Raw genomic sequence first — 13,020 nt, forward strand, 5'->3', positions numbered from 1 at the left:
AGTCCATGGGGGCCAGGCTAGACCCGTCGCGGACCACCACGCGAGGCCCGGAACCATACGGAGGCAGACATCAGCAAGCGAACCGCTCTCGTCGGCGGCGGCAGTTCGGGCATCGGGTACGCCGCGGCCGAGCACCTGGCGCGCTCGGGACACCGGGTGGTCGTCACCGGCCGCCGAGCCGAACCGCTCCGAGCAGCCGCGTCCGCTCTGCGGGAGAGCACCGGATCCGTGGTCGAGGCGCTGGTCAACGACGTGTCAGAGCCGGACGGCGCCGCGGCGGCGGTCACCTGGGTCGAGGAGCGCCACGGCCCGCTCGATGTCCTGGTGCTCAACGCGGGCGGACCGCCGCCCGGCCGGATCCTGGACGTCGGCGACGACCAGTGGCAGCGGGCGTACGAACTTCTGCTGCTCGGCCCCCTGCGGCTGGCACGACTGGTGCTGCCCCGGATGGCCGCGCGGGGCTTCGGCCGCGTCCTGTTCGTGACCTCCTCGGCCGTGCGCCAGCCACAGCCCGACCTCGCGACCTCCGTCGTGCTCAGATCCGCGGTCACCGCGGCGGCCAAGCTTCTCTCCCGGGAGTTCGCGGCCCAGGGCGTGACGGTCAACTGCGTGGCACCCGGTGCGACCGCCACCGAGCGCCGCAGGCAGATCCTGGACAACCGCGCCCGGCTGGACGGCAGGAGCTACGCCGAGCTGGACGCCGCGGATGCCGCGGCCGTTCCGGCCGGCCGGGCCGGGCGTCCCGAGGAGATCGCGGCGGTGGTGGCGTTCCTGGCCTCCGAAGCCGCAGGCTACGTCAACGGCACAGTACTCACGGTAGACGGCGGACGAACGGAGACCATCTGATGGCGCAATCCGGACAGGACTTCTCCATGGCCGAGTTCCTCGGCGCGATATCCGACACCGTGCGGCCCAGCAGCGCTCGCCCGATCGTGGTGACAGCAGCAGAGTTGGAGACCCTCCCGGCAGGGCAGGTGCACAACCCGACCACGTTGTCCATCGCTGGCAAGCTGCCGACCGCCACGTTCGAGATCTTCCGGCAGACGATCCCGCCGGGCCTCAGCTCCGACATGCAGCGCCACCACCACGAGACCGTCCACTTCGTCATCTCGGGCGAGGGCCACAGCGAGGTCGAGGACGAGACCTGCTCCTGGTCCGCCGGCGACTTCGTCTACACCCCGCCGTGGACCTGGCACCGCCACTACAACGACTCCACCGAGCACCCGGTGGAGTTCCTGACCATCGAGAACTCGCGCCTGCTCGGCCTGTTGGGGGTCGGCCGGCGCCAGAGCGCCGGCCTGGCGACCATCAAGGAGGCCCGCGACCGCTTCCGCGAGGACGCACGGCAGGACCACCCGCAGCCCGAGGGGCCGGCAGCTGAGGAGAACCCGGTATGAGCGACCTGCCCGCGCACATCAGCATCTGGGGCGAGCTCGCGGACGTCGACCACGAGCTGCGCCACGTCGACGTCGGCGGGGTCCGCACCCGCGTCCTGCGGGCCGGGTCGTCCGGCCCGGACCTGGTCCTGCTGCACGGCACCGGCGGACACCTCGAGGCCTATGCCCGCGATGTCGCCGGTCTGGCCGAGGACTTCCGCGTCACCGTCTACGACATGGTCGGCCACGGCTGGTCCGACCTGCCCGACCGGCCCTACACCACCGACGTGCTGTCCGACCACCTGGTCGGGCTGATGGACGCCCTGGACATCGACGCCGCGCACCTGTCGGGCGAGTCGCTCGGCGGCTGGGTGGCCGCCTGGACGGCGGCACACCACCCGGACCGGGTGAACCGACTGGTGCTCAACACCCCGGGGAACATCGCCGACAAGCCCGAGGTCATGGTCCGGTTGCGGGAGAGCACCATGGCCGCCGTCCTGGACCCCAGCGACGAGGTCGTCCGCCGCCGCGTCGAATTCCTGTTCCACCACAAGGAGATGGTGACCGACGAACTGGTCGGCCTGCGCCGCGCGGTCTACAGCCGCCCCGGCTTCGTCCAGGCCATCACCAACACACTCGTCCTGCAGGATCCCGAGGTGCGCAAGGACTTCGCCTGGGACCCGGCCTGGGTCGGCAGGATCGACGCGCCCACGCTGCTGCTGTGGACCGACCACGACCCGACCGGTGGCCTCGACGAGGCCGCGCTGCTCCTGAAGTGGCTGCCCCGCGCCCGCCTGCACGTGATCGAGGACGCCGGCCACTGGCCGCAGTGGGAGAAGCCCGAGGAGTACCTGCGCGTCCACCGGGACTTCCTGCTCGCCGAGGTGGGACCGGCATGAGCGAGATCATCGGCCTGATCGGCATGTCCCACTCCCCGTTCGCCACCATGACGCCGCCACACGGGCCCGAGGAACCGGGCGGCCGGTTCATGGCCGACGCCGCCAGGGTCGCCCGGGCCGTCTCCCGGCTGGCCCCGGACGCCGTCGTCGTCATCGGCCCCGACCACTTCCACGCGAACTTCTACGACGCCATGCCGCCGTTCGTCCTCGGCGTCGAACAGGCCTCCGGCTTCGGCGACTTCGGCAGCAGGTCCGGTCCGCTGCCGGTCGCCACCGAGCTGGCCTGGTCGGTCCGCGACGCGCTCGCCCAGGCCGGATTCGACCTGTCGCTCTCCTACGCGCTGACCGCCGACCACGGCCTGGTGCAGAGCTACGACATGGTCTGCGGCACGGCGGGCATCCCGCTCGTGCCGCTGGTCGTCAACACCGCGGCACCGCCGCTGCCGAGCATGGAGCGCTGCGTCGAGCTGGGCAAGGCCCTCGGCGAAGCCCTGCGCGCGTCGCAGTTCGCCGGGCGGGTCCTGGTCATCGCCAGCGGCGGGCTGTCGCACTGGCTGCCTCCGAACGATCCGCGCGACCCCTCGGTGCCCGACGAGCGGCGCACAGCGGTGATCCACGGGCGCCAGGACCCACACGCGTATGACGCGGTGCGCGTGCCCAGGATCCGCGCGATGGGCGGCGATCCCAACGCCCACGTCAACCGCCTCTGGGACACCTGGTTCCTCAAGCAGCTCGGCACCGCCGACCCGGGACCGATCGTCGCGCTGGGCGACCCCGGTCTCGAAGAACAGGCTGGCAGCGGCGGACACGAGATCAGGACCTGGCTGATCGGGCTGGCCGCCGTGGCCCGACCACTGGTCTGGACCAGCTACGAGCCGGTTCCGCAATGGATCACCGGCATGGGCATCGGCACGACCTTCGAGGTGAACTGACATGTCGCCGGCTTCCAGAACACTCGACGCAGGCACCGCCGAGGCGCTGCGGCAGCTCACCGAAGCCCGGGCCCGGCACCGACCCCGCCCTCCGGTGCGCGACCTGCTGCCCGCCGGCGACATCGACGCGGCCTACGCGGTCCAGGCGGCGTGGGTCGAGCGGTGCGAGGCAGCCGGAGCCCGGGTCGTCGGCCGCAAGATCGGCCTGACCAACCCGGCGGTGCGCGCCCAACTGGGCGTTGACCAGCCCGACTTCGGCGTGCTCCTCGACAGCATGGAAAGCCCGGACGGCGCGCCCGTCGACATCAACCGGACGCTGCAACCCAGGATCGAGGCCGAGATCGCCTTCGTCCTGGCGCGGGACCTGACCGGCGCGACCATCGGGGAGGCCGAGGTCGCCGCCGCCACCGCCTTCGTCGTGGCGGCGCTGGAGATCGTCGACAGCCGGATCGCCGACTGGGACATCAGCATCGTGGACACCGTGGCGGACAACGCCTCCGCGGGGCTGTTCGTCCTCGGCGCGCACGGCCAGGAACTCGGCACCCTCGACCTGGCCGACTGCGCCATGACGATGTGGCGCGGGCAGCAGGTCGTCTCGCAGGGGTCCGGCGCGGCCTGCCTGGGCAACCCCCTGACCGCCGTCGCCTGGCTGGCCAGGACCGCACACCACTACGGCCGGCCGCTGCGAGCTGGGGAGATCGTGCTCTCCGGCGCGCTGGGCCCGGTGGTGCCCGTCGCTCCCGGCGACGGCTTCCGCGCCGAGATCAGCGGCGTCGGCGAGGTCAGCGCGACCTTCACGGAGGCACCGGAATGAACCCGACCGCACAGACCAGGGCCAAGGCCGCCGTGATCGGCTCGGGCAACATCGGCACCGACCTGATGGTCAAAATGCTGCGGCTGAGCGAGCACTTGGAGGTCGTGGCGCTGGTCGGCATCGACCCCGGGTCCGACGGTCTGGCCCGGGCCGCCCGCCTCGGCGTGCCGACCACCGCAGCGGGCGTCGCGGGGCTCATCGCCATGCCCGGCTTCGACGAGATCCAGGTCGTCTTCGACGCCACTTCGGCCAAGGCCCACCAGGCCAACGCCCGCGCCCTCGCACCGCACGCCAAGCGGCTGATCGACCTCACCCCGGCAGCACTCGGCCCGTTCGTCGTCCCGGCGGTGAACCTGGAGAGCCACCTGGACGCGCCGGACGTCAACATGGTCACCTGCGGCGGCCAGGCCACGATCCCGGTGGTGGCGGCGATCGCACAGGTGGCACCCGTGCCGTACGCGGAGATCGTCGCCTCGATCGCCTCACGATCCGCCGGGCCCGGCACCCGCGCCAACATCGACGAGTTCACCGAGACCACGGCCGCCGCCATCGAATCGGTCGGCGGCGCGCGGCGCGGCAAGGCGATCATCGTACTCAACCCGGCCGAGCCACCGCTGATCATGCGCGACACCGTCCTGTGCCTCGTCGACGCCCCCGAGCCGGACGTCCGCGACCGGATCGCCACGTCGGTCGAGCACATGGTCGCGCAGGTCGCGGCGTACGTCCCCGGCTACCGGCTCAAGCAGCCGGTACAGATCACACCCCTCGCCGACCACCCGCACACGCTCATCGGTGCGAGCCCGGCAACCCATCAGGTCAGCGTCCTGCTCGAAGTGGAGGGCGCGGGCCACTACCTCCCCCCGTACGCGGGCAACCTCGACATCATGACCTCGGCCGCCCTGCGCGTCGGCGAACGGATCGCAGCACGCCTGTTGGAGGCGAAGGTATGACCAAGCGGCTGTTCATCCAGGACGTCACCCTGCGGGACGGCATGCACGCCGTCCGCCATCGCCTCCCGCCCGGGACCGCGGCCCGGATCGCGGCCGCACTCGACGCGGCCGGCGTCGACGCGATCGAAGTGGCGCACGGCGACGGGCTCGCCGGCACAAGCCTCAACTACGGCCCCGGAAGCAACACCGACTGGGAATGGATCGAGGCCGTCGCCGCGAACCTCACCCATGCCCGGCTGACCACACTCCTGCTGCCCGGCATCGGCACCGTCAAGGAGCTCAAGCGCGCGTTCCGACTCGGCGTGCGCTCGGTGCGGGTCGCCACCCACTGCACGGAGGCGGACGTCGCCGCGCAGCACATCGCCACCGCACGCGAGCTGGGCATGGACGTGTCGGGATTCCTGATGATGAGCCACCTGGCTCCGGCCCCCGAACTCGCGCGGCAGGCCGCACTGATGCAGTCCTACGGAGCGCACTGCGTCTACGTCACCGACTCGGCCGGCCACCTCACCATGAACGGAGTACGCGAGCGGGTCCGCGCCTACCGCGAAGTCCTCGACCCCGCCACCGAGATCGGCATCCACGCACACGAGAACCTCTCCCTGTCGGTCGCCAACTCGCTCACCGCAGCCGAGGCCGGGGCCACCCGCGTCGACGCCTCACTGGCCGGACACGGCGCGGGGGCGGGCAACTGCCCCATCGAAGCCTTCATCGCCGTCGCGACCCTCGAAGGCTGGGAACACGGCTGCGACCTGCACGCCCTCCAGGACGCCGCCGACGACCTCGTCCGCCCCCTGCACGACCGGCCGGTCAGGGTGGATCGCGAAACCCTCACCCTCGGCTACGCCGGCGTCTACTCCAGCTTCCTGCGCCACGCCGAGACCCTGTCCCGCACCCACGGTGTCGACGCCCGCACCCTTCTCCTGGAGGCCGGCCGGCGCGGCCTCGTGGGCGGCCAGGAGGACATGCTCGTCGACATCGCCCTCGGGCAACCGACGAGATGACCACGCCGAAGTCCCGGGCGGGTTCGGCAAGGCTCGGCTGCGAAGCGAGCGTCCCCCCGCGAAGCCCGATGCTCCCCACGACGGCGGGGCATCGGGCGCCAGGGTGGTGCGGACCTCGTTGACTGGGCGTCAGTTGACGGTGAACGCCGTGCCGGTGGTGCTGTCGCCGGCGAGCAGCGTGTACTGGCCCGGCTCCACCGTCGGGCTGCCCGATCCGGCGACGTCGCCCTCGGTGTGGGCGAGTCGGGAGAGCGGGACGTCGAGGTGGACGGTGGTGTGGGCGCCCGCCGCCAGGTTCACCCGGGTGAAGCCGACGAGCCATTTGGCGGGGGTGAGCACCCGGCTCACCGGCTGGGACACGTACAGCGGGACGACGAGGTCACCGGCCTCGGCGCCGGTGTTGGACACCGGGATGCTGACGTGCACGGTGCCCTCGGCCGGGGTGCTGGTGCGGTCGGGTGTGGCTGCACCGATCTGCCAGTCGGTGTAGGACAGGCCCGCGCCGAAGGGGAACAACGGGCTGTATCCGGAGTCCGTACCGCCGTTGGTGCCCGGCAGTTGGGTGTAGAACTCGGGCTCGTTGCCGATCGCCTTGGGCCAGGACACCGACAGGCGGCCACTGGGGTTCGCCTTGCCGTAGAGGATGTCGGCGACCGCGTTCCCGCCCTCGGTGCCGGGCAGCCAGGCCATCAGCAGGCCGGCGGTGTTCGCGGCGCTGCCCAGGACCAGCGGGCGGTCGGCGATGACCACGACCACGACGGGCTTGCCGGTGGCCTGGAGCGCCGCGACCTGCGCCTGCTGGGCCGGGTCGAGGGTCGGGTCGGGGTGATCGTTGGGCCCCTCGGCGCCGGGGGTGTCGCCGACGACCACGACGGCTGCGTCCGCGGACCGCAGGTCGGTCACGGCGGCGGCCTGGTCAGCCTGGTAGTCGATGGCGGTGCCCGCTGGAGCTCCCTTGCGCAGGCCGGCCAGGACCGTGGTGCCGGGGACGGTGACCCCGTTCGGCACGCCCTGCCAGCCGATGGACCAGCCGCCGAGCTGGTTGTTCAGGTTGTCCGCCGAAGGGCCGGTGACCACGATCTTGTGGACCGAGGCGCCGAAGGGGAGCACGTTGTTCTGGTTGCGCAGCAGCACCGAGGACTCGGTGGCCGCCGTACGGGCCAGGCCCAGGTCGGCGCCGTTGACGATCCCGTCGGCCTTGGACGCGTCCACGTAAGGGTGCTCGAAGAGACCGAGCTTGAACTTCATGGTGAGGATGCGGGAGACGGCCTGGTCGATGCGCTGCCGGGAGATCAGGCCGCGCTGGACGGCGGTGAGCGCCGAGGCGGTGAAGTCGGCGGCGTTGGTCGGTTCCATCGCCATGTCGACGCCCGCGTTGACCGCCTTGGCGATGGCCTGCGGGTAGTCGGCGGCGATGTGGTAGGAGGTCTGCAGGTTGCGGATGTCGCTCCAGTCGCTGACCACGACGCCGTCGAAGTGGTACTGGTCGCGCAGCACGGTGGTGAGCAGGTAGTGCGAGGAGGTCACCGGCACGCCGTTGACCGCACCCGAGTCGGCCATGACGCTCAATGCTCCCGCCGACAGCGCCTGTTGGTAGGCCGGCAGGATGGTGTCCTGCAGATAGCGGGCCGAGTAGTCGGCGGGCACGCGGTCGTGGCCGTTCAGCGGCTGGGAGTACCCGGCGAAGTGCTTGACCGTCGCGGCGAGCTGGGTGCCGCTGGAGGCGTCCTGCAGGCCGTTGACCGCGGCGGCGGCCATGGTGCCGGTGAGCAGCGGGTCTTCGGAGAACGCCTCGTAGTAGCGGCCCCAACGCTGGTCCCGGGCGATCTCGGCAACCGGTCCGAAGGCCCAGTTGATGCCGGTGGCGGCAACGGCACGCTGGGTGGACTGCTCGACGCCGCGTTCCAGGGCGGGGTCCCAGCTGGAGCCCATGCCGATCTGCTGCGGGAACATGGTCGCGCCGAGCACGTTGTTGTGTCCGTGGACGGCGTCGATGCCGTAGAGGATCGGGATGTGCAGGCGGGAGTTGGTGATGGCGTAGCTCTGGAGCTGGTTGGTCAGGTCCGCCCAGTCCTTGGGGCTGTTGGTGGCCGGTGGCATGCCTCCACCGGAGAGGATGGACCCGGCCGCGTTGTCGACCAGGACGTTGTGCAGGCAGGCCTGGTTGAGCGCGCCGCCGCTCCACTGGCAGTTGCCCTGCACGGTGACCAGGGCCAACTGGTCCATCTGGCCGATCTTCTCGTTGAGCGTCATCCGGTGCAGCAGGTCGGCGACCCGGCTCGGGATCGAGGCGGTGGCGTCGAGGTAGGCGGGTGTGCGAGCGGCGGCGGCCGGGGCGGGTGCGGCCCCCAAGCCGCTCAGGGTGGCGGCGGTGACCACGGCCAGGACCAGACCGGTGACACGACGTGGGATTCTCCGCGCAGGGCGCATGGGACCATCCGTTCGTAGCCGAGGTGCTGAGTGGGCGTCACGACAGGAACTGGAGAGGGAGTTAACTCCCGTGGCGCACGAGCGTCAATGAGTTGAACGGGAAATTCTGCTCAAAAACCTGAATGGGGGACCACTGGAGCTTCTGCGTTCACTATTTGAAGGACAGTCACCATCCCCGGACCGTGCCGACGCTCTTGACGGCACTTCGGGGCCCGAGTTTAATCACGTCGCGAACTAAGTGGTCTGTACCAGTCCCCCCAGTTCCCCCAGCCGAGAGGCAGCACTCCCCCATGCGCTTGCCGACCTTCTCCCTACCCCGACGCGCGCTCTGCGCCGGCCTGGCAGGCATGCTGGCTGCCGCCGGGCTCGCGCTGGCCGCCCCGCCGCCCGCCCAGGCCGCCGACGAACCGGTGAACATCTGGCTCACCAGCACCAGCGACTCCGGCGGACGGACCGTCACCCGCGGTCTGCAACAACAGAGTCCGATCGCCTTCACCGCCGGCACCGGCACCGGCGGCCAGACCATCTCCGTGGACGAGAACACCCGCTACCAGCAGTTCACCGGCGCCGGCGCCTCGTTCACCGACACCGCGGCCTGGCTGCTGAACAGCAGCGGTGCGCTCAGTTCGGCCACCCGCACCCAGGTGATGCAGAACCTCTTCGATCCGAACGCCGGGATCGGCCTGGACTTCCTGCGCAACCCGATGGGCGCCTCCGACCTGGCCCGCTACAGCTACACCTACGACGACCTGCCGGCCGGCCAGACCGATCCCGGTCTGAACAGCTTCACGATCGCCCATGACCTGGTCGACGTGCTGCCGCTCACCCAGCAGGCGCAGCAGCTCAACCCGGCGCTCAAGGTGATGGCCACCCCCTGGACCGCCCCGCCCTGGATGAAGGACAGCGGCGCCTACAGCCAAGGCTGGTTGCAGTCGCAGTACTACGCCGCGTACGCCCAGTACTTCGTGAAGTACCTCCAGGCCTACCAGGCGAACGGCGTGCACGTCGACTACGTCTCCGCGCAGAACGAGCCGACCTGCTGCTCCGGCTACCCCTCGATGCAGTGGAACGGCTCGGGCCTGCAGTACTTCATCGGCACCGACCTGCTACCCGCCCTGCATGCGGCCGGGCTCAGCACCAAGGTGCTCGCCCTGGACTGGAACTGGGACCAGTACGCGAGTTTCGCGGCCCCCACGGTGGACGACGCGACGATCCGCAACGACTCGCTCTTCGGCGGGCTGGCCTGGCACGGCTACGGCGGCGACGTCACCGAGCAGACCACCGTGCACAACCAGTACCCGACAGTGGACGCCTTCGACACCGAGCACTCCGGTGGCACCTGGATCGCGAACCAGCAGCAGGAGGACATGCACAACATCATCGACTACACCCGGAACTGGGGAAAGTCGGTGGTCAAGTGGTCGCTCGCGGTGGACCAGAACATGGGCCCGCACAACGGCGGTTGCGGCACCTGCACCGGCCTGGTGACGGTGCACAACGGCGACTCGCGCAGCGGCCAGGTGGACTACACCGTGGAGTACTACGACCTGGGCCAGCTCACCAAGTTCGTCAAGCCCGGCGCCTATCGGATCGACTCCACCGCCAACTCCTCGGTGCCGAACGTGGCCTGGCTCAACCCGGACGGCTCCAAGGCCCTGGTGGCCTACAACGACAGCGGCTCCACCCAGAACGTCCGGGTCAACTGGGGCGGTGAGTCGTTCAGTTACGACCTCCCGGCGCAGACCACGGCCACCTTCAGCTGGGCCGGCAGCCAATCCAGCGGCGCCACCGGGCAGATCACCGGCTACGGCGGCAAGTGTGCGGACGTGGCCGGCGCCAACACCGCCAACGGCACCGCCATCCAGCTCTACGACTGCAACGGCACCGCCGCCCAGCAGTGGACCCTTCCCGGCGACGGCACGGTCCGCGCCCTCGGCAAGTGCCTGGACGTCACCGCCGCCGGCACCGCCAACGGCACCCGGACCCAGCTGTACGACTGCAACGGGACCGGCGCCCAGCAGTGGACCAAGGGTGCCAACCAGTCCCTGGTCAACCAGGCCTCCGGTCGCTGCCTGGACGCCACCGGGCCCAGTTCCGCCAACGGCACCCGACTGCAGATCTGGGACTGCACCGGCGCCGCCAACCAACAGTGGACGCTGCCGAGTTGATCCGACGTCCACTCACCTGAACCGGCCGGCTGGAGCACTGTTCGGCTCCAGCCGGCCGTACCACGAGTACGGCCGGAGGGTGTGGCGCTGGCCGGTCGATCAGCCGCCGGGGGTGACGGCGGCGCGGGGCGGGGTGGCCTGGGGATCGGGAGCGGAGTTGGGAGGTGTGCGGGTCCCGGGAGAGAATGAGGCCCATGAACGAGAACACCCCCGAAGCACCCACCTCGGCCATCGAGAGACGCGACCAGCTCCTTCAGGCGATGCGGCAGGACGGCGGTGCCTGGGACTGGGTACGCGCCCGCGCAAGCTATGTGGTCGAGCCGGACCCGCGCACCGTGCGGCGGGACCTGGAGCAGCTGCGCAAGTCGGGCGCGATCTACCGCGACCGGGAGACGGGCAAGTACCAGGCCGGTTAGGACGACCGTGAGCCCACGGGTTCCGGAAAAGTGCTGGTTGAGATTCGTCTCGACCAGCACTTTTTGCTTTCCCGGTCAGCCCGTCGGGGGTGGGGCAGTGGAATGATCCCAATGAGAAACAGAACGGGGGAAGATGCCCATGCGCACCATCAGGATTCGATGCGCAATTGTGCAACAGTGGGCTGCACCCGATCACTCCAGCCTCGTACGCAACATTCGATTTTCCTCTTGCGACACCTGACGAGCTGGCTGTAGTTTTTCGTCGCGGGAAGCACGGGTGCCGCCGAACGACGTGATCGTCGTATCCGCATCGCGCGCCTCCCGAGAAAATAAGGGGGCGGGGGCAGGGGGATGCATTCCTTATTGACACGATTCCGGGAAAGACGTCGCCGCGGGCACTCGATTCAGCGTGTCATCGCAGGCGTGCCGGCGTTGTTGCGCGCCGCTCTCCTCACCAAATCCCCAGGACCCGTAAGGCCGCCAGGGCGCGGCGTCCACGGCCCGCTGGGGCAAGCGTTGCGATCCGCGCGACCGGGGCGCCGATCGGATCCGACAAGTCCACTCGCAGGATGACGGGGGTTCAGCAATGACCGAGTCCAGCACCACGCCCGACATGCCCGCCCGCACGAACCGACCCGCCGGCACCTCCCGAGCCCGGACGAACGTCCAGCGGACCATTGATCCGGGGGCGTTCGATCTGCCGTCGCTGGTGCCAATCATGTACACGTACATGTTCCGGAACATCGCCAGTGACGGATTCGTCTTCAGCGATCCGCAGTCGCCGGGCGACATTTCCCGGGACTCGAAGCCGGGCTGCATCATCGCCGCCCCGTCCTTCCCGGCCGACACCCCCGGCATCGACGAGGACTACGTCTTCAACTGGGTGCGCGACGGGGCCATCACGGCCATGGAGGTGGCCAAGGCCGGCATGCCCACCCGCCCGGGTGGGACGGTGCAGACGCTCAACGACTACGTGCAGTTCGCCGACCTCTGCCACTCCAACGCCCAGCCGCCGTTGACCAAGGGTCACGCCTGCTTCAACATCGCCGGCGACGCCCGCCCGTGGACCGAGCAGAACGACGGTCCGGCCCTGCAGTCGATCACCATCCTGGCCGCCTACGACCAGCTCGATCTCGACACCCGCAAGCGGGCGCTCGACCTGGTGAACGCGAACGTGGCCTACCTCCTCGGCGTCTACGAGGACGCCACCACGAACCTGTGGGAGGAGCACAGCGGGTTCAGCTTCTTCGCGCGGTCCGCCCAGCTGCGCTGTTTCGAGGAGATCCAGGCCTCGACCATCGTCGGGATCGACAAGCCGGTCGGGCTGCGGCCCGCCATCGACTGGCTGCGCCAGGCCCTGGCAGGCCACTGGGACGGGAGCAAGTACGTGAGCATGATGGCCGACCCCGGTAGTGGGGCCCAGCCGTCTCCCCAGAATCCGGTGGTCAGCGGTTACGACCCGAACATCGACATCGTCCAGTCGGCCGTCTACGGCGCCGTTCCCGTCATCGACACCAAGCTGCTGGCCACGGCGGCCCAACTGCGCTCGCAGTGGGAGGAGGGCGGCATCGCCTTCTACCCGGTCAACAAGGCGGACAAGGAAGAGTTCGGCATCGGGCCGCTGTTCGGCCGCTACCCGGGCGACGTCTACGACGGTGACACCTCGCACCCGGTGCTCGGCGGTCACCCCTGGGCCCTCTCCACGTGCAACGTCGCCGAGCTGCACTACAAGCTGGCAGCCGAGATCAAGGCGAGCGGCAAGGTGCCCCTGGACGACCTGTCCGCGCCCTTCTTCGCGCAGTCCGGCATCGATGCGTCGACGGCCCCGGCGGCAGCCGCCGCCGCCTTGGCAGCGACCGGTGACGCCATGGTGCGCGCTGTCGTCTACCACAGCGACAACTTGGAGCTCTCCGAGCAGTTCGACGGCACCACCGGCTTCGAGCGCAGTGTTCACAACCTGACGTGGAGCTTCGCCGCCTACCTGTCCGCCATGCGAGCCCGGGCCGAGGCCGTGTGATCCCGCGGACAGCA

11 protein-coding genes are annotated in these 13,020 nt (G+C 70.1%); 10 read left to right on the plus strand and 1 reads right to left on the minus strand.

The window, feature by feature from the left end:
• The first annotated feature begins 69 nt into the window (after positions 1 to 69).
• Genes ABH937_RS23210 through dmpG form a run of 7 tightly spaced genes read left to right on the plus strand, consistent with a single transcriptional unit; the run spans position 70 to position 5,975 of the window.
• Entirely contained in the window at positions 70 to 846 is a 777-nt protein-coding gene (locus tag ABH937_RS23210) for an SDR family oxidoreductase (RefSeq protein WP_280692958.1), read from the plus strand.
• On the plus strand, positions 846 to 1,397 hold the full coding sequence (locus ABH937_RS23215) for a cupin domain-containing protein (protein WP_280692912.1): 552 nt from the start codon (positions 846 to 848) through the stop codon (positions 1,395 to 1,397). Before ABH937_RS23210 ends, ABH937_RS23215 begins: the two co-directional genes overlap by 1 nt.
• Complete coding sequence (locus tag ABH937_RS23220) at positions 1,394 to 2,275, plus strand: alpha/beta fold hydrolase (protein WP_280692910.1); 882 nt, start codon at positions 1,394 to 1,396, stop codon at positions 2,273 to 2,275. The genes ABH937_RS23215 and ABH937_RS23220 overlap by 4 nt, the downstream gene beginning before the upstream one ends.
• Positions 2,272 to 3,207, plus strand: a complete 936-nt coding sequence (locus ABH937_RS23225) for a 2,3-dihydroxyphenylpropionate 1,2-dioxygenase (protein WP_280692909.1) — start codon at positions 2,272 to 2,274, stop codon at positions 3,205 to 3,207. Before ABH937_RS23220 ends, ABH937_RS23225 begins: the two co-directional genes overlap by 4 nt.
• Position 3,208: 1 nt before the next feature.
• On the plus strand, positions 3,209 to 4,021 hold the full coding sequence (locus ABH937_RS23230; protein ID WP_370219311.1) for a 2-keto-4-pentenoate hydratase: 813 nt from the start codon (positions 3,209 to 3,211) through the stop codon (positions 4,019 to 4,021).
• A complete protein-coding gene (locus ABH937_RS23235) occupies positions 4,018 to 4,971 on the plus strand; it encodes an acetaldehyde dehydrogenase (acetylating) (RefSeq protein ID WP_370219312.1) in 954 nt (317 codons plus the stop codon). Before ABH937_RS23230 ends, ABH937_RS23235 begins: the two co-directional genes overlap by 4 nt.
• Complete coding sequence (dmpG, locus tag ABH937_RS23240; RefSeq protein ID WP_280692903.1) at positions 4,968 to 5,975, plus strand: 4-hydroxy-2-oxovalerate aldolase; 1,008 nt, start codon at positions 4,968 to 4,970, stop codon at positions 5,973 to 5,975. Before ABH937_RS23235 ends, dmpG begins: the two co-directional genes overlap by 4 nt.
• Before the next feature lie 129 nt (positions 5,976 to 6,104).
• On the opposite strand, the gene ABH937_RS23245 is transcribed toward dmpG, so the two are convergent.
• Positions 6,105 to 8,327, minus strand: coding sequence for a beta-glucosidase (locus ABH937_RS23245; protein WP_370219313.1), 2,223 nt, complete (start codon positions 8,325 to 8,327; stop codon positions 6,105 to 6,107).
• Positions 8,328 to 8,695: 368 nt separating this feature from the next.
• Here ABH937_RS23245 and ABH937_RS23250 point away from each other — a divergent pair, with 368 nt between their 5' ends.
• From ABH937_RS23250 to ABH937_RS23260, 3 genes are all read left to right on the plus strand, one after another.
• Complete coding sequence (locus ABH937_RS23250) at positions 8,696 to 10,573, plus strand: ricin-type beta-trefoil lectin domain protein (RefSeq protein ID WP_370219314.1); 1,878 nt, start codon at positions 8,696 to 8,698, stop codon at positions 10,571 to 10,573.
• A gap of 194 nt (positions 10,574 to 10,767) precedes the next feature.
• Positions 10,768 to 10,989: a hypothetical protein gene (locus ABH937_RS23255; RefSeq protein ID WP_280692897.1), complete on the plus strand. Its 222-nt coding sequence runs from the start codon at positions 10,768 to 10,770 to the stop codon at positions 10,987 to 10,989.
• A 586-nt stretch (positions 10,990 to 11,575) separates the two neighbouring features.
• Positions 11,576 to 13,006, plus strand: a complete 1,431-nt coding sequence (locus ABH937_RS23260; RefSeq protein ID WP_280692896.1) for a glycoside hydrolase family 15 protein — start codon at positions 11,576 to 11,578, stop codon at positions 13,004 to 13,006.
• Positions 13,007 to 13,020 lie beyond the last annotated feature (14 nt).

The organism is Kitasatospora sp. GAS1066B, assembly GCF_041262605.1.
GTDB lineage: Bacteria > Actinomycetota > Actinomycetes > Streptomycetales > Streptomycetaceae > Kitasatospora.

Coding starts and splice junctions, on each gene's coding strand:
- ABH937_RS23215 (WP_280692912.1), top strand. CDS start 846: ATGGCGCAATCCGGACAGGACTTCTCCATGGCCGAGTTCCTCGGCGCG.
- ABH937_RS23220 (WP_280692910.1), top strand. CDS start 1,394: ATGAGCGACCTGCCCGCGCACATCAGCATCTGGGGCGAGCTCGCGGAC.
- ABH937_RS23225 (WP_280692909.1), top strand. CDS start 2,272: ATGAGCGAGATCATCGGCCTGATCGGCATGTCCCACTCCCCGTTCGCC.
- ABH937_RS23230 (WP_370219311.1), top strand. CDS start 3,209: ATGTCGCCGGCTTCCAGAACACTCGACGCAGGCACCGCCGAGGCGCTG.
- ABH937_RS23235 (WP_370219312.1), top strand. CDS start 4,018: ATGAACCCGACCGCACAGACCAGGGCCAAGGCCGCCGTGATCGGCTCG.
- dmpG (WP_280692903.1), top strand. CDS start 4,968: ATGACCAAGCGGCTGTTCATCCAGGACGTCACCCTGCGGGACGGCATG.
- ABH937_RS23250 (WP_370219314.1), top strand. CDS start 8,696: ATGCGCTTGCCGACCTTCTCCCTACCCCGACGCGCGCTCTGCGCCGGC.
- ABH937_RS23255 (WP_280692897.1), top strand. CDS start 10,768: ATGAACGAGAACACCCCCGAAGCACCCACCTCGGCCATCGAGAGACGC.
- ABH937_RS23260 (WP_280692896.1), top strand. CDS start 11,576: ATGACCGAGTCCAGCACCACGCCCGACATGCCCGCCCGCACGAACCGA.